Annotated in this window: 15 protein-coding genes; 2 read left to right on the forward strand and 13 right to left on the reverse strand. The window is 40.1% G+C overall.

Translation table 11 applies throughout. The features are described from left to right. Positions 1–111: 111 nt before the first annotated feature. The 13 genes from KI367_RS24085 to KI367_RS24145 form a co-directional block, all read right to left on the reverse strand. On the reverse strand, positions 112–1,518 hold the full coding sequence (locus KI367_RS24085) for an undecaprenyl-phosphate glucose phosphotransferase (protein WP_212952535.1): 1,407 nt from the start codon (positions 1,516–1,518) through the stop codon (positions 112–114). Positions 1,519–1,597: 79 nt separating this feature from the next. Then, complete coding sequence (locus KI367_RS24090; protein WP_212952537.1) at positions 1,598–4,333, reverse strand: sulfatase-like hydrolase/transferase; 2,736 nt, start codon at positions 4,331–4,333, stop codon at positions 1,598–1,600. A 50-nt stretch (positions 4,334–4,383) separates the two neighbouring features. Continuing rightward, complete coding sequence (locus KI367_RS24095) at positions 4,384–5,295, reverse strand: glycosyltransferase family 2 protein (protein WP_212952539.1); 912 nt, start codon at positions 5,293–5,295, stop codon at positions 4,384–4,386. 207 nt (positions 5,296–5,502) lie between these two features. Beyond that, positions 5,503–6,357 (reverse strand): dTDP-4-dehydrorhamnose reductase, encoded by an 855-nt coding sequence (gene rfbD / locus KI367_RS24100; RefSeq protein ID WP_212952541.1) that lies wholly within the window; start codon positions 6,355–6,357, stop codon positions 5,503–5,505. Next, complete coding sequence (rfbB, locus tag KI367_RS24105) at positions 6,354–7,376, reverse strand: dTDP-glucose 4,6-dehydratase (protein WP_212952542.1); 1,023 nt, start codon at positions 7,374–7,376, stop codon at positions 6,354–6,356. Before rfbB ends, rfbD begins: the two co-directional genes overlap by 4 nt. Before the next feature lie 15 nt (positions 7,377–7,391). Next, positions 7,392–7,940: a dTDP-4-dehydrorhamnose 3,5-epimerase gene (gene rfbC / locus KI367_RS24110; protein WP_212952544.1), complete on the reverse strand. Its 549-nt coding sequence runs from the start codon at positions 7,938–7,940 to the stop codon at positions 7,392–7,394. A gap of 21 nt (positions 7,941–7,961) precedes the next feature. After that, positions 7,962–8,705: a sugar phosphate nucleotidyltransferase gene (locus KI367_RS24115; RefSeq protein ID WP_212952555.1), complete on the reverse strand. Its 744-nt coding sequence runs from the start codon at positions 8,703–8,705 to the stop codon at positions 7,962–7,964. A gap of 11 nt (positions 8,706–8,716) precedes the next feature. Continuing rightward, positions 8,717–9,787 carry an acyltransferase family protein gene (locus KI367_RS24120; protein WP_212952545.1) on the reverse strand — a complete coding sequence of 357 codons (1,071 nt, stop codon included), beginning with the start codon at positions 9,785–9,787 and terminating at the stop codon, positions 8,717–8,719. Positions 9,788–9,812: 25 nt separating this feature from the next. Beyond that, the gene (locus tag KI367_RS24125; RefSeq protein ID WP_212952546.1) at positions 9,813–11,942 is read right to left on the reverse strand and encodes a cellulase family glycosylhydrolase; all 2,130 of its coding nucleotides are present in this window, start codon (positions 11,940–11,942) and stop codon (positions 9,813–9,815) included. 13 nt (positions 11,943–11,955) lie between these two features. Further along, positions 11,956–13,308 carry a mannose-1-phosphate guanylyltransferase/mannose-6-phosphate isomerase gene (locus KI367_RS24130; RefSeq protein ID WP_212952547.1) on the reverse strand — a complete coding sequence of 451 codons (1,353 nt, stop codon included), beginning with the start codon at positions 13,306–13,308 and terminating at the stop codon, positions 11,956–11,958. Between the two features lie 12 nt (positions 13,309–13,320). Next, complete coding sequence (locus KI367_RS24135) at positions 13,321–16,632, reverse strand: glycosyltransferase (RefSeq protein WP_212952548.1); 3,312 nt, start codon at positions 16,630–16,632, stop codon at positions 13,321–13,323. A 16-nt stretch (positions 16,633–16,648) separates the two neighbouring features. Beyond that, positions 16,649–17,929: an ABC transporter ATP-binding protein gene (locus KI367_RS24140; protein ID WP_212952549.1), complete on the reverse strand. Its 1,281-nt coding sequence runs from the start codon at positions 17,927–17,929 to the stop codon at positions 16,649–16,651. 13 nt (positions 17,930–17,942) lie between these two features. Then, positions 17,943–18,725, reverse strand: coding sequence for an ABC transporter permease (locus KI367_RS24145; protein ID WP_212952551.1), 783 nt, complete (start codon positions 18,723–18,725; stop codon positions 17,943–17,945). Positions 18,726–18,833: 108 nt separating this feature from the next. On the opposite strand from KI367_RS24145, the gene KI367_RS24150 reads away from it, so the two are divergent. Both KI367_RS24150 and KI367_RS27700 read left to right on the forward strand, forming a co-directional pair. Further along, entirely contained in the window at positions 18,834–21,293 is a 2,460-nt protein-coding gene (locus KI367_RS24150; protein ID WP_212952553.1) for an O-antigen ligase family protein, read from the forward strand. Between the two features lie 100 nt (positions 21,294–21,393). Next, on the forward strand, positions 21,394–21,565 hold a 172-nt coding region (locus tag KI367_RS27700), incomplete at its 3' end, for a helix-turn-helix domain-containing protein (protein WP_212952556.1).

Genomic DNA, 21,565 nt, shown 5'->3' on the forward strand with positions numbered 1-21,565 from the left:
GAACGATGTACCGTCATGTGGAAAATTACCCGGACAAGGATGGGAAGAAACGAACGGCAAACATAAAAAAGCGACGTGTCGACCACGCCGCTCTTCGCATCTGAAAATGCTTTAATATGCGTTTTTGTTCACGAATCCATTGCGGATCGTTTTGAAAATGATTTTAATATCGAATAAAAGAGACCAGTTTTCAATGTAAAAAATGTCATGGTTGATGCGCTCTTCGATGGAAGTGTCCCCGCGCAAGCCGTTGCTCTGCGCCCAGCCGGTAATGCCCGGACGGACATGATGCTTCACCATGTATTTCGGGATTTCTTCCCGGAACTGATCCACGAAATACGGACGCTCCGGCCGCGGGCCGACCACGCTCATATGCCCGAACAACACGTTAAAAAATTGCGGCAGCTCATCCAGGCTCGTTTTGCGCAGGAAGGAACCGAACTTCGTCCGACGGGGGTCGTTTTCGACCGTCCAGCCCGTGTCTTCGGTGCCCGGCGGCAGCTGCTTCATCGAGCGGAATTTGTACATCATGAAGTTGCGCCTGTTCAGCCCGACCCGTTCCTGCTTAAAAATAATCGGCCCGGGCGACGTCAATTTCACCCCGATGGCGATCGCAAGCATAATGGGCGACGTCAGCACGATGGCGAACAAGGAAAACGCGATGTCGAACAGCCGTTTAAACATCCGGTTGCCTGCCAAATCGAGCGGAATGTCGCGGACGTTGATCATCGGCATCCCGGCAAAATTGTCGAAATACGGCCGGGCCGGAAGATAATCGAAAAAGTCGGGGATGATGAGCGTACGTACGCCCGCTTTTTCGCACAGGTTGATGATCTTCGGATACTTCGAGTGCGCATCCAGCGGAAGCGCCATGATGACTTCGTCGATCAGCATTTCCTCAAGCACCTTTTCCAGATCGTCTACCGTTCCCAGTATTGGTTTATACCGCTTCTCTTCAAGCGAATCCCACTGCTGAAAATCGTCGAGAAAACCGACCACCTCATACCCCATCTCCGGGTACTGCTTCAGATTCTGGTAAAATCTTTTGCCGAGCGAACCTGCGCCGACGATCAGCACGAACTGGCGGTTATAGCCCTTTTCCCGTATGACCTTGAGGGATACTTTCAGTATGTACCGGTAAAACAGGATAAACATGACGAGGGAAACCATGTAAATGGCCAAATACGACCGGGAAATGTTGATTTCCTTCACGAAAAACATCAAGCTGAGCAAAACGAAGATGCTGATGGCATGCACCTGCACGATTTTGATGAATTCATCCGCAAAGCGCTTTTTTCGCTTCGGGGAATATAAGGCGATCAACATGCCGGTCAAAACGGCAATCGCCCCGTAAATAAAGCTCCACATGGCATACGTCTCGATCGGCAAGGGCGCTTCGTAGGGTATCCAGCCGCTTTTAAATCTCAGCCACCAGGCTAACAGAAAAGAAAACTGGATGAACACAAAATCCGTCAAAACATACATTTGCGTCAAAAACTCCTGATTTTTGCGGATCACATGCCCACCTCCATATTTCGCTTTATTTTTCTAAATCCTATACACACGAAGGCGCTTTAATAACATTCATTTTAAAATCTTATTCTCTTAATAGATTCGGTATAAGATTGTACCGTAATATTGAATCTGAAATCCATAGTTTGTTATTAATGGAAGATTGCAACACATCACATTGACTTTGAGCATCATTTCCATAGCAAGCCCCATCCACTGAGATAAAATCTTCTCCAATATAGTTGCCGTTTCTAAAAATAACAGGTGATTGCTTAGAAAATATATTTTCTCCCAAGAAAACATTGTTATTATGTTTTATACCTAAGATATGGAGTAACGTAGGGGTTATATCTAAGTGACCCGTATTCGTTGCAATGATACTATTTTGTACTCCTGGGATATGAATAATAAAGGGAACTTTGTCTAAAAGCAATTGTTGTTCTGGTGTTTTTTCAATTTTCAGAATCTTGGACAACTCTTCTAATGATATACCAGCATCATGGTCCCCATATATAGCAACTACCGTATTTTGTAACATCCCTCTTTTTTCAAGTTCGTTCATAAATTCACCAAAAGCGTAATCTGCATAATGAACACTATTCAGATAATTTCCTAAAATAGTTCCTTCCAATTCACCCAAATTCAATGATACTGGCAATCTCTCGTTATAAGGATGGTGATTGCTTAATGTTATTAAAAATGAAAAAAATGGTTGCTTTAAACTTATCATTTTGTCTAAGCTTTGACGTAAAAAGGTTTTATCGGATAAACCCCATCCGATTTTCTCATCTAGAACAAGATCCTCTTGAAAATATGATTTTTGAAAACCTTGTAAACGGTGCATCCGGCTCCTACTCCAAAACGCTCCATTATATCCGTGAGCCGACATTGTATCATAATTATTTTCATTTAATATTTTTGGTAATGAGTCAAGTTTATTATTATTATAAGTTGTATAAACAGATCCGCTTTGAAGTCCAAACAATGAATTCAGCGAAATAAACTCAGCATCAGATGTTCTACCCGGACCCGTTTGATCATAAAAGTTATTAAAATACAAGTTATTAGAGGCAAATTTATTCAAATTTGGTGTTATAACTTGATTATTGTAAGTTAGATTGATTACAAAATTCTGTAATGCTTCAGATTGAATAAGTATAACATTCTTATTTCGCGCAATTCCAAAATACTGATCATATTTATCATTGTCTTTTTCCGACTTCCATTCATTTATTTCCTTTAATTCACTAGGTGAGATTCTTCTTATCTTCTGCCCAAGATAAGAGGTGAAATCATAGAGATGAAAATTTATCAATCCAATATCCTGAACAATTAATTTATTCTGGTATTTTTTCTGGAAAAGGTCTTCTTTCGCCAAATTATTAAACATTACCCCAGATATCCCAAGGGTCGAAACCAGAAGTACAAGAGAATATATAATTCTACTTTTTTTAATGGCTCCGTTCTTTGGAAAGGATGTTCTTAAGAATATATAGAGTATAGCAAACATAAAAATATCGAAAAATAAATAAATGGCATATTTATAGTCGATGAGATTTGAAATGCTATCAGTTACATTCGCAAGTTGCTTAGCATTAAAAATTGTACCTGTAGTTATAACGTCGTTAAAATAACGAAAGTATATCAAATCACTGAAAATTAGAAGGCTTACCATTATATTAAGAAGTATAGTTACAAAAAATCTTATCTTTCGATTTATAAAACAATTTAAGACTAGAGCTGTTATTATTACACCTAACACCATTAACTTCACAGAGTTAATATCGCCAGATATTAAAACAGTCCCCCACTTTACCTTAAAATATAAACTTATGGTTATCCAAATGATATCGAAATATCCAATTAAAACAAAAAACATCGATTGGATACTTTTTCTAAAACCGAGTGTTTTTGTTTTGATAAAATCACTAATCAAAACACTCAGATATACCATCAAAAGAAAAGTAAAGAACCAAATTAGATATATCCAAAATTCGGAATGAAAGGTGATCTTGGTTTGTTTCTCCGAGACAAATTTACCATTTCCAAACCATCCAAAACCTTCATTAACCATATCCCACTGGATTATATACTTCCCGGTATTGCCCGGAAAAGCTATACTAGCATTTATATCTACTTCCTCACCTGGTCCAACTGCATAAGGCAGCGTACTCCTCACTCCATCATGAACTAAGAGATTGTTATCTTTATCTAATATATCATATGATAAACTTATACCAGAGTAAGTTTCCCATCTTGAGTTACCTGTATTCTTGATCTTTAATTTAATTTGTTTTTTTTCCTTGCCCCAGACAGAGATTGATTTTACTGGATTCAAAATTTCGAAATCATAATTTTTTATGAATTTTATAGGCAAAACTATGCTGTTTTTTTTATCAACTTCCGAGAACCACATCTCCCCTTCCGAAACCAAATCGAACTGTATGTACAATTGTTCATTAAGTTCTAAATTTGAAGGGATCTCAATATTAGGTTTAATATTTATATATCCCCCTGGCTTTATATCCTGTGGGAGAAGAGTTCGGGCCCCATCATTTAGTACTACCTCATTGTTTTTATTTATCAAATGATAGGACAATCGAATCTTTTCCTTACTCCATGCTTCTCTTCCTGTGTTAATTAACTTTAAATCTACGCTATTGTCTATTTTTTTCTCATAAGAAGTGTCAATAATTATTTCGCGTTCACTTAAGACAACAATATTTGAGGAGTAGACTTTTTCAGCTTTAGCATGTTCTGGTATCCCTAAAAGTAGTATTACACCAAAGATTGATATAAAAAATTTAACGTAATTAGCCAACGTATACTCATCTCTTTCTGTTAGTCATAAAATTTTATGTGATAGGCTAGTCAAATCGTTTTCTCTATACCATGCTCTTTCTGCTTTTTATACGGGGTCCGATTTACTAAAAATTTATTTTTAATAATAGAAATGAAAAATAAAAAACATACTCCTAAATATATAAAATAATTTATCAGAATATTGTACCGCTTACGATAATGCTTGCGGTGAAACACGATCATTGCCCGGTGAAATTCATAGATGATCCGAACCGGGCGTCTGCGGGCGCTCCCGCCTTTGTAGTGGACAATCCTCGTTTTCGGATAATAATGAATGTCCCAGCCCGCCTGCTTGATCCGGTAACACCAGTCGATGTCCTCGCCGTACATGAAAAACGTCTCGTCCAGTCCGCCAATCTGCTCGATCGTCTCCCGCCGCACCAGCATAAAAGCCCCGACCAAACAGTCCACAGGGTATTCCTGATCCGGATCGAGATGGCCCAGTTGGTACTGGTTAAACTTCGGGTTGTCCGGAAAGAGCTTCGAAAACCCAAAGGCGTAATAAAACGAAGCGGACGGCGTCGGAAACCCGCGCTTGCAAGCTTTGTCGAGCGAGCCGTCAGGCAAAATGACCTTGCACCCCGATGCCCCTACCTTCGGATGCTCATCCATAAAGGCGATCATCGTCTGCAGCGTATCCTTCTGCACGACCGTATCCGAATTAAGCAGCAAAACGTACCGGCCCTTCGCCGCCGCCATCCCTTGGTTGTTGGCTTTGGCAAATCCGGTATTCTCCGTGTTCGCGATAAGCGTTACGTGCGGAAATTCCTCGCGAATCGACTCGACCGAGCCGTCCGAGGAATGGTTGTCGATCACGATGACTTCATATTCGTACACCGTCTCCGAAGCGTATACCGAACGAAGACAGTCCGTGGTAAGCTGACATGTATTGTAATTCACGATGAGAATGCTTAAATCCAATTGAAGCACATCCTGACAAATTTTTATCGGGTAAGATTGACCATATGACAAAATACGTTATCGTTCGTTCTATCTATCGACATCATTATAGCATATCGCGACAGCGTTGGCAGGGGGAATATGGAAGAAATGAGAGAAAGGTAATGATTGTAAAAAGTCTCCCTCCTCAACTCATAGGAATTGAGGAAGGAGACTCTTAAACTTGCATTATAGGAATTTCAAAAAATCTTTCAGTCCTTCACGCCACGGCCTTAGATCTGTAAACCCATTCGTACGAATCGACAAGTGATCCATGACGGAGTTGGCCGGTCTTGGAGCCGGGCGCGGAAACTGCTCGGTGGTACATGGCTCAACCTGCGCCGTAATTTTAAAACCAAGCTTCTGAGCTTCCTCAAATATTGCTTGGGTAAATTCAAACCAAGTGCAATCTCCGCTATTCGATGCATGGTAGATGCCGTATTTTTCGGTGTGAACCAATTCCTCCAGAAAACGGGCCAGATCAACCGTGTAGGTAGGAGAACCTTTTTGGTCATGAACGACTTGCAGCTGGGGTTTCTCCTGACCCAGGCGAAGCATCGTTTTCACAAAATTGTTCCCGTGCAGCCCGTAGACCCAGGATGTGCGGACAATGAAATATCGTGAAGACAGGCTTTGCGTAAGAACCTCACCGGCTCTTTTGGATTTACCGTATACGCTTTGCGGATCCGTATTGTCATATTCCTGGTAAGGGGCAGCGGAACGCCCGTTAAACACGTAATCCGTACTGATGTAGACCAGTTTAGCGCCAACCTTTTCGGCCGCAACAGCTACGTTTCTTGTGCCCACTGCGTTTACCTTGTAGGCTCCGTCAACATCCGTCTCGGCGGCATCCACCGCGGTATAAGCGGCACAATGGATGATTGAATCCGGCTGGAATTCGCCCATCACTTGCTGGCATTGCTCCAAACTCGTAATGTCCAACTCGGAGCGGCTGCACCCCATGACTTCATGCCCTTTTTGTTGAAAAAGAGCGACTACATCCTTGCCTAATTGTCCTGAGGCTCCGGTAACTAAGACTCTCATACGGAATCGCCCAGCCGTTCGCCGTATTGTTTAGCGTAATAGTCTTGGTACTCACCGGATTGAATCCGGGTCCACCATTCTTTGTTGTTGAGATACCATTGAATCGTTTCCTTGATGCCTGTTTCGAAGTTATGCTTCGGCTTCCATCCAAGCTCCTGCGTAATCTTCGTTGGATCGATGCCGTAACGGCGGTCATGCCCAGGACGATCCTGTACATAGGTAATCAGCGACTCCGGTTTATTCAGCTCCGCCAAAATGGTTTTTACGATATGGAGGTTCGTCCGTTCGTTGTTGCCTCCAATGTTGTATACCTCGCCGACACGGCCGTTATGAATAACCAGGTCAATGGCGCTGCAGTGGTCTTCCACATACAGCCAATCGCGAATGTTAAGCCCGTCTCCGTAAATCGGAAGCGCCTGGTCGTTCAAAGCGCGGGATATCATTAGCGGAATCAGCTTTTCCGGAAATTGATACGGTCCGTAGTTATTAGAGCAGCGGGTGATGTTCACCGGTAGACCAAAAGTCTCGTGGTAGGCACGCACAAGAAGATCCCCGCCCGCTTTGCTCGCAGAATAAGGACTGTTTGGCGTTAGAGGCGTTTCCTCCGTAAACAGGCCGGTTTCCCCTAACGTACCATACACCTCGTCCGTAGATACTTGAACGAACTTGGTCACGCCGTATTTTTTGGCTGCGTCCAAAAGGACCTGCGTCCCCAAAACGTTAGTCTTCACAAACACTTCTGGATCCAAAATGCTGCGGTCCACATGCGATTCGGCAGCAAAGTTGACCACAACGTCAACACCTTGCTGGAACAAGGCGTCAATTGCCTTGGCGTCGGTAATGTCAGTTTTAGAGAACGTATAGTTCGGATGATTTTCAATCGATTTCAGATTTTCCAAATTGCCCGCATACGTTAGCGAGTCCACATTAATGATCTGATACTCCGGATGCTGCTGGAGCATATATAAAACGAAATTACTGCCAATAAATCCGGCTCCGCCGGTAACGAGAAGTTTCATGTAAAAAGCGGCCTCCTAATCAAAATTCAGTTCTGCATCCTTCAGAAGAGGATGGCGCTGGTCTTTGTCCGATAGAATGGGCCTCGATGTCGGCCAGTCGATTCCCAATGCCGGGTCATTCCATAATATGCCGCGGTCATTCTCCGGGGAATAATATTCGTCCACCTTGTACAACACTTGGGTGTTCGGCACAAGCGTGCAAAATCCGTGCGCGAAGCCTTTAGGCACAAGCAGCTGACGGTGATTATGTTCACTCAGAATGACCCCCACCCATTGACCGAAGGTAGGCGAGCTTTTGCGAACGTCAACGATGACGTCGTAAATTGCGCCGGTGAGGACGCGGATCAACTTAGTTTGGGCTTTAGGATTCAGTTGGTAATGCAGTCCGCGAATCACGCCCGGTTCAGCCGAAAGGGATTGATTGTCTTGGATGAAGTTAAATTTGACGCCCTGCTTTTCCAAGACGGCTTCGTTGTAACTCTCCATAAAAAAACCCCGGTTATCTCCATGGACAACCGGTTCAATCAGGCATGCGCCTTGCAGGTGTAAAGGAGTGACTTTCATGATGGATTCCCTCCATACTCTCTATATTTTCAGTTTTCCAAACTCTTCGCTAAAAGTAAGGTCCTTTGCTAGTTCGTTTGCCCTCGCCAGGGATGGGTGCGTACCTGCATCGGTCCACCATCCTTTTAAGATATCGAATGAAAGCTGGTTACGTTCAATATATGCATTATTTACATCCGTGATCTCCAATTCGCCTCGAGCCGAAGGTTTTAGGGTTTTAATAATTTCAAACACGTGATGATCGAACATATAAATCCCTGTGACAGCGTAATTTGATTTCGGATTATTTGGCTTCTCTTCAATCGAGACAATACGATCGCCATTAATTTCAGGAACACCAAAACGTTTTGGATCCTGAACTTCTTGGATCAAAATTTTCGCGCCATTTTTTTGCTGACGAAAGTTTTGAACAAACGGAGATAGATCGTCCTCAAAAACGTTGTCCCCAAGAATAACGACCATTTGATCCTCGCCGACAAAATGTTCTGCAAGACCAAGCGCCTGAGCAATTCCCCCCGCTTCGTCCTGCACCTTATATGTAAAGGTTACGCCCATCTCCCTTCCGCTTCCGAGGAGATTGACGACATCGCCCATGTGGTCTTTACCGGTAACAATAAGGATATCATCGATTTGTGCCTGCTTTAATTTGTGTATTGCATGAAATATCATTGGATATCTGCCTACTGGTAGCAAATGCTTATTTGTTACCTTAGTTAAAGGATAAAGACGTGACCCTGTACCACCTGCAAGTACTACACCTCTAATTTTCAATACATTCACCCCATGCTTTTCTTAAAGTTTAATGATTTTAACCTTAAAGCCTTCTTTTCAATAAGATTCCAAGAAATAAAAGCTAATATTAAAGAAAAAATCAGTGCAATCAAAAAATTTATAATGGGATATTCCATTCGCCCCCCGTACATAAAGGTGATCAACTGTTGTACCGGAAAAGCATATATATATAATCCATAGGAAAGATCCCCCACTTTATTATACTTATAAAATTTTATCCTAGGGGTCAATGATAGATATAATACCAAGTAGCTGCCAATAAACACAAAAACCTCATCTCTCACACCGCCGAATGGAATTGAAATCAAAAATATACCAACAATAGTGAAGAGGTATATTTTATCCAACTTTATAAATTCTTTGTAAAGAAAAATTAAGGAACCTGCTAAAAAATAAATAAAAAACTCCAAAAAATAACCTATATTAATAGTACCGAAGCTTAAAGAAGTGTATCTAGTATGCAACTCAAACAAAGAAAAAATAAGAGCAAATAAGCTCAATAGAATTTTAGGTTTTAATAATCCCAAAACTCCGAGGAGGGCAATTATAAAATAGAAGGTAACTTCGTACTCAAGAGTCCACAGGGACCCATTAACAGCCTCTTTATAAATGTTACTATCAAAAACACCTGGTAACCTAAACTGTGGCTCAAAAAGTGTCAACATTTTTAAATATTGATAAGTTCCTGTACTGAGAAAATACTCTTTCAAACTTAAATTTGTAACCAGGGGACCGAGTAAAAAAACACTCAGCAAAATCACAACTATTAATGCCGGATAGATTCTTAATATCCTAGATTTCATAAAATCAAAAACGTTGGGATTTCTCACATAACTGCCTACTATTAAAAAGCCACTAATCACAAAAAAAATTTTCACCCCAAGACTCCCGAAACCCATATTGAGAATCAAAGTAGAACGTTCAGGATTCCCGGTTAAGGGAAAAGAGTGTGCCACCATTACAAATATGGCGGCCAATAACCTTAACAAGTCAAAATTATTTTCTCTTGTGTTAATAAGATCTCCAACATATAAATCACTTTTAACTTCCTTCATTAGATCGAAAAACCCCTTGTTAAAGCTATTTTAATTGCTTTATAGACTTAATGATTATTGAAAGGTCTCTTTTATCGGATTCTCCATGCAACGATGGATTGAATTCGGAATTCATTTTAATGCGAATGTCTGCAACATTAGATTTCCCACCTATTTCATCCCACTTTAACTTAATCGATATCGGTGAATCCTTAGTAAAGGTATATTCATTCACTTTCTTTTTGTTAATATATAATTCCATTGTCACACTTTTCACTCCGTTATATTTCTCATGCAAGGAGTAAGGAAGATAACCTTCTATATCTATCAAATTTCTATCGTTTTCCTTTTTTATTCGGAACCCTGATTCTTTGCTGACCCATACGTATTTGCCGTTTTTGTCTTCCTCTATATAACTGGCTCCATCAAATAAATCGTTAATATTACGAGAATTACCCATTTTATTTAAATCTAGTTCATATAGATCAATCAGTTTATTTTTAGTATTTAGTTTCTGATTCAAATTTTTAATAGAATCGAGTAGCGTATCGCTATCTCCATTTACATCATAAACCTTTCCCTTTTGAATAAAGCTATATAAGTAAATATCATCTAATACAAACTTGTTACTTAAAGAAGTAAATTTAAGATCATATTTATCTAACTGGGATACAGGAATTTTGAAATTGTAATTTTTCCATTCATTATCTATCTTCTGCTGTACCTTCCAGTCCCCAACAGAAAGTTGAATAGTTGAGATTCGATTCACTGCCTTTGCAAAAAAATGCAAATTAACATATTCAGAATAATCGTGATAAAAGTCCCTACTTTTAGGAATCGTTTGCGAAATCCACCCACGCTCGTTAACTTCTACAGCATTGTCACCATCGTTCTTAATTAGCTTTATGTTGTTTGTTTCCCAACCCTTAAAACCAATTTCGAAAGCAGAATTATAAACCGTATTTGCAGCATAATCCTTATAATTCCACAATGCATATCCTGATGTATATTTCTTCAATGAATCATATGACCTTTCGATAAATGTAGAGAGTTCATTCGACTTTATTTTTGTATTATGAGAAAACGCTGGAGTATTGTCATAATAAAGGAACTGATCAATAAAAATTTTATTATTCCCTGCATTTTGTTTTACATTATTTAATATACTGTCTAGACGACCTAATACCCTATTAGAGGATTCTTCATTACGGTTATTTTCAGCCCCCATAGATGGAGAATAATATATTGTTGTATATGAAGAGTTAGGTAAGTTATACGTTTTTTTATGAGAATACCAGTTTATTTGACCATTAGAATCGTATACTGGGTCAGAATCAACCCTTACTTCTAAACTAAGATTTCCGAATCGTTCTCTAGCCGGTAAATAATATTTGTTAATAAGTGTCTCATCAAAAAACTCATACATTAAGCCCATAGCCTTTTCCTTTTGTTTTGGCGTTGGAATTTGATCAAATGAGACGAAAGATTGACCATATATTTTTGATATATCACTTAAATTATAATTCTTTTTGAGATAGTCCTGGTATCCAACCTCCCTTGCATAATTAATCCGTCCATCCAAAGAATCCATATGGAGAGATTTTTCAACTATCCCCCAAAAGTCTTCCCAAGTCAGGAAACCAAAGGTGACATTGTGAAATTGCGCCAATTCATTTTTCACCTTTGATACATAGTCTAGCCAAGCCCCATAGAATTTACTATTTATATATAATTTCTCAAATCTTTCAGCATTAGGATATTGTACTTCAGGATCAAAATCCCAAGCATACCCAATTCTTACTATAACCTTTAAGTTATTCGAATCTGCTTTGTTCACAACATATTTAAGTCTTTTAAAAATATCATCATTATATCTAATAGGTTCTATGCTTGGTTGGAATTCTCCCCAAGGAATAACAAGAACAACTGTATTAAAGCCATCATTTTTAATTTTCTGCATGTCAGCGTCAATATTATAAAATTCAGACGACCAAAACGTGATCGGCCATTCATTCCCAAAATAATGTGCCCCCAAAATGTACTCGCTTGGGTTGTTTACACTATTATCACTTGTTTCCTGCTGATCAGGCACGAATCTATTGCATGAAGAAAAGATTAAAACTATTAAACAAACTAAGATACACGAATATAATAATTTTCCTTTAGTTAGTTTCATATGATCTCCTATATTATATAGTAATGGTATCATCCTCATTGATATACTCCCCAACCTGAACCTCAATCAAATGAAGATCTATCTTCCCGGGGTTTTCCACCGAATGATCATCCCCCATTTTTATAAAGGTGGACTCATTAACTCGAAGCAATGATTCATTTCCGTTAACTATAATCCTCGCGGTACCGCTAACCACAATCCAATGTTCACTACGATGGTAATGTCTATGCATGCCGATCTTCTTTCCGGGCTTCACAACAACGGTTCTGATTCTATAATCTTTCATTTGATCAAGTACGGTGTGGTTCCCCCATGGTCTATATGTAGTTGAATGATGGTCACATAAAGAGGATTTACTCTGCTTTAGTTCCTTGACAATCTCCCTGACTTTTTGAGATGATCCTCTCTTGGATACCAGTAGGGCGTCTGGAGTGTCCACGATCATTAAGTCGTTCACATCGACCGTCGTAACCATCCTGTTATGTGAAAGAACCATGTTATTAGAAGAATCAATGCCGATAAATTGTTTTGCCTCCGTGTTACCGTATTCATCCTTAGGGAGCTCTTCATAAAGAGCTTCAAAACTGCCAAGATCAGACCACCCGATATTTGAAGGAATAACCTTAACGTTTTCGCTCTTCTCCATCACTGCATAATCAATACTGTCGGAGGGGATTGATTCCATATCATTTTTTTGAATCCGTATAATGTCATTATTCTTCTTGGAATTTTCGAAAGCAGCAACAGACCGTTGATAGATCACGGGAGAGTATGTTTCCAATTCATTCAAGAAGACTCCGGCCTTAAACAAAAACATACCGCTATTCCAATAATAACGCCCCGAGCTAACATATTGTTCTGCTGTGTAAAGATCCGGTTTTTCTCTAAAGGAAATGACTTTGTAGCCATCGGATTCGATATATCCATAACCCGTTTCTGCGTGACTAGGTGTAATGCCAAAGGTCACTATGTTCCCTTCTTCAGCCATAGACTTCGCTAATTCAATAACCCTTGCGTATTCCCGTTCATTTTTAATAATATGGTCAGACGGGGTCACGAGTATCAATTCGTTCCTGTTGGCAGCCAAACTGGCAAGAGCAATTGCCGGGGCAGTATTCCTGCCCACGGGTTCAAGCAAGAATTGACCGGCTTTTGCTCCGATTTCATCCAGATGATCTAAAGCAAGAAAGTACTGCTCTTCATTTGACACGACGAATATGTTGTCGCATAAAGGTCGATTTCTTTCCACTGTCATTTGGAACAATGATCGATCTGATATGAATTTATTAAATTGCTTTGGATAGCGAGTTCTGGATAATGGCCAAAGACGCGTGCCGTTTCCCCCGCATAAAACGACGTTTATCATGTAACATTTCTCCTAGTTCTCGATATCTAGAGTCAGAATGTTCTTTGCAGCATCAATCGTGAAATACTTTTGGATGTACTCACCCGAAGATATGGATAGTGCATTCCACAATTCTTCGTTCAAATACAAATTAATGACAGACGTGGCAAATTGATCTTCTTCGTCAGACACTAACAACACGTTCTGAATGTCCTCAAGCCCTTCCGCCCCGATGGATGTTGTTACGATAGGCACTTGGTAGTTCAGCGCTTCGATTACTTTGCCCTTAACGCCTGCTCCAAAACGAAGAGGCACCACAACGACACGACACCGTTTGTAATACTCCTCTAGTTCTTGATCGGATACATATCCTGTGATTACGATCTGCTCCGATTGCATTTCTTTTAATTCATCTGGAGGATTGGATCCTACAATAAAGAGCTTAATATCTTTAATTTCATTTTGAATCTTAGGAAATGCGTTTATAATGAACCACATAATGCCATCAAAATTAGGCTTATGATTAAAACCACCCACAAACAGTAAATCCTTACGCTCTTCAAACGTATTTATGGAATGCTTCTCCCCATATGGCTCGCTATATGGAAATAGCGGTATATTTCGAATTGGTTTATGAGGGAATTGTTCCAAAAGGACTTGTTTCTCAAACGACCCTACAACATGGATTACATCAGCCATCTCAAACAGTTTAAACTCGGTTTCTTTCCATTCTTCCGCGGATTTAAGAACGCTTGGATTTTTCGTAATCTCATAGTTTCTCATTTCGCGTAGATAATGGAGGTCGTGACCGAAATAAATAACCTTGGCATTTGTATGCTTTTTAAATACATCCATATATTTAATTGAAATATGAGGTCTATTTAGATAAACATAGTCCAGATATTGGCCGTTAGTTCTAATCCACTTGTTGATATTTTTGGCATGATCATTTCCATACAAGACTTCTACTCCCATCTGTTGGAGTTCGGTTGTATATGGCTCATGCCTGTAGAAATTATCCCCTATGAAAATTACATGAAGCCCCATGGAGACCATGAGTCGAATATAAAAATACGTGCATCTGCCGCCTGCATCCTTATCGTAATGCGGAACATAATGGTCTACAATGACAACCGTTTTCTTGCCCTTGCTGCGGTCCCTTGCCCAAAAAACATGCTCTGCATTAGGAAAATGCTGCGTAGTCAAAACCGAATTCCATTTATTTAAAAATTTTTCTTTGTTCTGAACCTGGTAGCTTTTTATCCCGCTGCCTAAATCAGTACCATGCGAGATTCCTTCAAAGTGCACAACGACAGATCGAGGTTGGAAAAGAACCTTGTATCCCATTCGTCTTACTTCAAACGCCAGGTCCGAATCTTCAAAATATGCAGGTACAAAACGCTCATCAAATCCGCCGATTTCCTTCCAAAGGTCATGTCGTATTAAAATCGCTGCTCCGGAAATGTAATCAACTTCTTTGACATAGTTATATTCCGGTTTCTCCGGATCATCGAGCCGCCCAAAATTCCAGCCGCTAGCATCATCCCAAATAATTCCCCCAGCTTCCTGCTGCCTTCCATCCGGATAGATCAATTTAGACCCCACCATACCAATCTTGGAATCAGATTCAATAAGCTGCACCAGGGAGCTAAGCCATTCAGCCTGGACGTTGGTGTCGTTGTTTAAGAAGAATATATACTTGCCCCTAGCTTGCTTTGCGGCATTATTACAATTCAATAGAAACCCGCGATTGGTTCCATCACGAACAACCCTTACATTGTCGACGTAATTTTGGATATTAATCGTTTCGTCTGTGGACATATCATCCGCAATAATAACTTCGTATGAAGTATCTTTGGTGTTCTCTAATATGGATGCCAAGCAAGAATACGTATAATTCCATTGGTTATACACCGGAATAATTATGGACACGAGCGGATTCTCGACGTGATCGAATTCAAGATGCTTTAGATCCTCATTAGCGAAAAGTTGGATTTCAGGATGCGATTCTTCCCCGGTGTTACGTTCAATGAATGTCTCAATTCTATTTTCTAGCTGAGAAGCATCCTCAGCCTTAAAATAATATTTTAGCTTTTTAATGTTTCCTTTATTGAGTTTGCTAAACATAAATTTCGGATTTTTTAGCGTTTTAATTGTGAGTTTAGCAAGAACCCTCCGTTTGCTCTTGGCAGGAATGATGGCATCCCTTAATTTGTAATAGGAAGTTAACAATGCCCACCCCGTTGAATCATAAATACGCCGCAGTTTTCGTTCTTCTGCTAGTAATAATTCGATATGTCCTTCCTTATTCCTTAAATCTTGCTTCAAACCTTGATTTTCCTTAAGAACCCCCGTTAACTGCTGCTGTATAGATTTAAGCTGCTCCTGTAAGGAGTTACTCTGTTTTATCTGTATTTTCAGCGACTGTTCGAGAGCCCCTTTTTCTTCCTCTAACGTGCTGTATTTTTGCTCTAACTTTAGATGATCACGTTGAAGACGTGAATTCCTTTCTTCTAATTCTTCTAACCGCTTATATTGCTTTCTCAGAAAATCCATTTCCTGATCCAACGTCCTAATATGCCGATTTCGAGTTTCAACCTCATCTTGCAGCGTGAGGATTCTCATTTTCATTTCATCGTATTTTGATGGGTATAACAAACAAGACTCCGCTTCGGAAAACTTCGAATCAACATCGGAGCAGAACGCGATCATATACTTCTCTTGCACTTCACTTTCGGCATACGTGTCATAACGAATCGTTTTTTGGGGAGCTCCGTCTTTCATTTGGTTCATCAAGGAAACAACTTCAAACCTCTGCGATACAATATCGACATGGGTGAAGTGTTGACTCAATAATGCTTGAAATTCATCTCTATATAATTCCTTAACATGGAATGGATTCACATAATTAGATTGGTCGGAATAAAATTTCTTGTTAGGAGTCGAAATGACTAGAATTCCATCCTGTTTTAAAACTCTTTTTACTTCCTGGAGAAATTTTTGTTGAGTATGCTCATCAACATGTTCTAGTGTTTCAAAAGAAATCACCACGTCGAAAACGCGATCTTCAAAAGGAAGAGAATCTATTCCGGAAGTCTTAAAACTCAAGTTCCCCTCATTATATTTTTTAGAAGCTAGCCCAATTGTCTGGTTATCGATGTCAATACCATAAACCGATTTCGCCGATTTGGACAATAAATATGATCCATATCCCTCCCCACATGCTGCATCTAAAACAGATTTACCACGTACAATTTCGGCAAGAGAGAGATATCGTTGCATGTGTTCTATTTCCAGTTCTTTATCCGTTAGATTCGGAATAAATCGCTCACCCGTAAATTCCAAGAAAAACCCCTGCTTTCTAAATTAATACTGAAAAAGTAACATCATCGAAATGAATAATTCCACTTAAAGTCTCGTAGCCAACCGGTAGAACCTGAATAACGATTGCATCATGAACCCAACTATGTTGAACATGGTCTTCCTGGGTTCCAGAGGCGATGGCAGGTGAAATCGTATACTGACCGTGATTTAAACTAGGAAAGCAAAACTCAAAAGAAAACACATAATTTTGGCCCGGTTCTAGCTCCGTTATTCTCTCGCCTAAAAAATAACTATTGGTTTGAGCAATCATATTTCCAAGCCTGTCCTTTAAACTAAATCCTATAATGGGGTTCTCTATTTTTTCAAAAATGTCGATTCTTATTAATAAATTTAGCTGCTGATTTGTTTCAACAACACTTATTTTCTGATCTGTAAGTGCATCCTTCAAAGCTACCCCAGTAATCAGTGCCTTGTCGTCACCCATCATATCAAGCTCATCAGGCAAATCATCGATATCGAACAGTACTGTATTAGATTCTGATGTATTTTCGTTAATCTTCGCTTCTTGCAGACTGTACTTCTTATATTCCGCGCCAATCATAAAAGCTTGGTATTTTTTTGAGATTTCCGAAGGAATCCCCTCATCTTTCAGTTTGCCTTCATTGATCCAAATCACGCGATCACAATATTTATTGATAACACTCATATCATGGGAAACGAAAATAATAGTCTTGGATCTTTTCAATTCATCAATTTTTCGATAACATTTCTGTTGAAATCGTATATCCCCTACGCTTAGCGCCTCATCAATAATAAGAATATCGGGATCCACATTAATGGCGACAGCGAATGCAAGCCGTACAAACATACCACTTGAGTATGTTTTCACGGGTTGATGGATAAAATCGCCGATATCCGCAAACTCTAAGATGCTTTCAACTTTGGCATCTATCTCATTTTTAGAATAACCCATAATGGTGCCATTCAAATAAATGTTTTCCATTCCGGTAAAATCCGGATTAAATCCAGCCCCCAGCTCAAGGAGAGCAGAGATTTTTCCATTAATCGATACCATTCCCGAAGACGGCGATAAAACCCCCGTCAAAATTTTCAGCAATGTCGATTTTCCGGATCCATTTTTTCCAATAATACCAAGACACTCTCCGGTACTTACGTGAAAACTCAGGCCATCAAGAGCTTTAAATTCTTGATGATAACTTTTATTTAAAAAGGCTTCTTTTATTCGATCTGTTGGTTTTTTATAAAGTTTATAATTTTTCGTCAGATCGATAACTTCAATCGATTTATTCTTATTCATCTCCATTTACTCCTTATAAAACATCGGCAAAATGCGGCTTTAGTTTCTTAAAAGTGATATAGCCGACCACTAACAAAATCGCCGTCAGAATCCAAAAATAAATCGTCAATTTCCAATCTTCCCAGAACCATCTTCGATAAATGAACGTATTTCTATAACCATTGGTGATATAAAACATCGGATTAAGTTTAAATAAGAACTGGAATTTTTCAGGTATTGTTTTGATTGGATAGAAAATAGGCGTTAACCAGAATCCCAATTGCATGAACATCGCGACAATTTGGGACGTATCTTTAAAAAATAAAACTATTGAACTTGTAATCCAAGACAAACCAAGGACCAAAATTATGGTAGCAAACAGATAATAAAAGACTTGTAAATAATATAAAGAAAATGAATAACCATATATAAAGAACATGCCTATTAAGAAAACAACAAAAAATAAATGAACATATAGAGATGAGTAGATCTTCACTACTGGAAGCAACTCCAGTTTGAAAGCTACTTTTTTTACCAAAAAGGAATTTTCAAGTATCGTATTAGTAGAAGAAGGCAGTGCATCTGCGAAAAAATTCCAAGGAATCATGGCACAAGATAGCCAAAGTATAAACGGAACATCGTTTACTGGAGTACTTCGAAATCCGACTTGAAATACAAACCAAAACAAGAGGATTGCAATAAGCGGCTGGATAAATGCCCAAACAATCCCAAGATAGGAGCCTGTGTATCTTTTTTTGAAATCACTTTTCGAAAGTTCAAAAATCAGATTGTTACTTTTCCTAATTTGATTAATCATTTCATAACCTCTTAGCTTTAGTATTTACCAGTCTATTTGAGAGGTAGAACAATACTTCACTCCTATGGTAAAATATTGTCGTATCTCACAAAAAGGAGAATGGAAACTTTGTCTAATCCAGTATACGGTAAACAGGCTAAAAGGTCGAGTAACGTCGATAAAAAGCCTGCGCTTCTTTGGGTGTTAATTGTTGCCATCATAGCATTTTTAGTTTGGACTCCCTTTCAGGTAGCGCTTTTTAATGGTCAGATGTTAGAGTTCGAAAAGCCTTTGTTTTGGGCAATTGCCTTCGGTTCAGTATTGCTGTTCCTATGGATCGCCAACTATTACAAGAGCTTTAAACTTAATGAGCAGCGAGACTGGCTCCCCTTAGCGGTACTATTGCTGCCTATTACATATCTATTGTCGTATTTTGGGGCCGCTTCGCATTATTTGGCGATGAATATGGTGCTTGTCGAATGTCTGTATGCCATCATGTTCATTATTAGCATCTATCTGCTCCAAGATCAGAGAGCCAATAAGATCATTCAAACGACGATCATGACGGTCGCGTATATTATTGTATGGTTCGGTTTCCTGAACTGGTTCGGTCATGGAAAATTTGCAGGAACGCTTATCGTCTGGTTTTCGAATGGTGTGCTGAACGGAAAATATACGGATGCGGTGATGACGGACTCCAACGGGTTGCGTCTGACCTCCGTCTTCCAGTATGCCAATACATATGCGGCATTCCTCATGGCATTTTTGTTTGCTGCCGTATTCTGTCTGATCCGCTCGAAAAAATGGTACGGGCAAGCCATTCACGGATTTATGCTGGTACCGATTATCGTGTCGATATTGCTCACGCTTTCCCGCGGCGGTCTGGTTATGCTGCCTGTCGTATTTGTTCTTTTACTGCTATTCCTGAAGCCGGCGAAGCAAATTCTTTGGGTCGTATATTGTGCAATCGCAGGCATAGCTTCCCTCGCCATCTCCAAAGAGGTTACCGATCTGGGACTTCAACTGAACCAAAAATTCGAGGCTGGCGGAGCAGCCAAAGCATGGGCATTCCTCTTAATAACATCCGTTGTGGTGGCAGTGATCGGCTGGGTCATTCAAGCATTTCTTGCTCCTAAAATGGAACAGGGCTTGGCCAAGGCTTCAGCCAAAAAGCTTGCCAATCTGTGGATTCCGGTCGGATCGGTGATCGTGGTTGGCGTTGTAGCCTTTTTGCTTATCGGAACCAGCGTACGCAATATTTTGCCGGAAAACGTCAGCACGCGACTTGAGAACATTAACTTCAATCAGCACAGCGTGCTGGAGCGGATTACGTTCTATAAAGACGGCATGAAGGTCGTGAAAGATTACCCGGTTCTCGGAGCAGGCGGCGGCGCTTGGGCTGCATTGTACGAGAAGTATCAGAACAACCCTTACACAAGCCGTCAGGCGCACAACTTCTTCGTTCAGTACTTGTTGGAAGTAGGCATTGTCGGATTTGTTATTTTCATGGCATTTGTCCTGTTTATTTTCTATAAATATATTCGCGGGTATATCCAATCGGATGGGGAAAGAAAAGATTCATATTTCTTGTACCTCATTCTGACCCTGTCTATTCTTATTCACAGTATTCTAGACTTTAACATGAGTTACGTATTTATCGGGATGCTGGTGTTCATTGGTCTTGGAGGCATGGCCGCCGCCATGGACAGCAAACCTTTGAAGAAGATTGCCTGGAAAACAGAGGGCGCAGGATGGATTTATAGTTTGGTAGTCGGCATTTGCGGAATCGTCGTGCTGATTACTTCGGTTCGCTTTGTGCAGGCAAGCAATGCCGGTCTGGAAGCCCGAAAAATAGCGCAAACAAGCACCTCTTATGAGGAAATCAAAGCCGCCTTGGATAAAGACTTGAAGATTCGCCACACTCATCCGGATTCCGTACTGTTGATGTCTTCGCTGTATCAATCGGTGTATAAACAGACCCAAAACGACGATTTTTACAATGCGGCGAATTATCTCCTGACGGACGCGCTCAAAAAAGAACCTTATAACAAAAGCATGATCAACCGCCTCATTACCAACTACCAGCTGAAAAATGAAAATGATAAAGCCTTTGAAACGCTGGTTGCGAACGCACCGAAATTCAACTGGGATATCGAATGGTATGAAAAAATGATTACGCAAGGTTATGAGCTGGGTTATACGGCGCTTGGCCAAGGCGATACTGCTGCGAAAGAGAAGTACTTTAAAGCGGGGATTGCAGCCTTTGAAAAGGTTCAAGCCGGTCTCAAGCATCTGGCTACATTGCCCAAAGGGCAAATGGCTGGACGTCCGTTCTCCAACTCGCCGGTTATGATCCTTGACGCCGGAAAAATGTACTACATGACCAACCAACTGGATAAAGCTGCTGAGACGTTAAAAATGGGTATCGCTCAGGATTTCAGCGATCCGACAAACCGCGAAATTGCCCATTGGTATATAGCGGCATTGATGAAGCAAGGTTCGAATGACCAGGCTGTGTATGACCAACTCGTTAAAGCCGATCCGACAGAAAAAGAGTCGATTGAAAAATTAGTGCAGATTAATTTTTAATTCTGATCGAAAAAGAGCAGTTCACTTCTGATATGCTCCCATCATAGTAGACAGTAGAAAAAATAAAAACTTCTACTACTACAACGATGGGAGTATTTCTATGTCTAGAAGAAGTTCAACTTCAACTGAAACGAAACGGCATGCTATACAGCGATGCCTGGAGCACAGGTCAAATCCAAACTATGAAGCGAGACAACTAGGGGTTAGTTCCCACACAGTTAGAGAGTGGATAAGAAAATACAGAGCAGATGGTTTGGATGGATTGGGGGAAT

Source organism: Paenibacillus cookii (assembly GCF_018333375.1).
Classification (GTDB): Bacteria; Bacillota; Bacilli; order Paenibacillales; family Paenibacillaceae; genus Paenibacillus_AQ; species Paenibacillus_AQ cookii.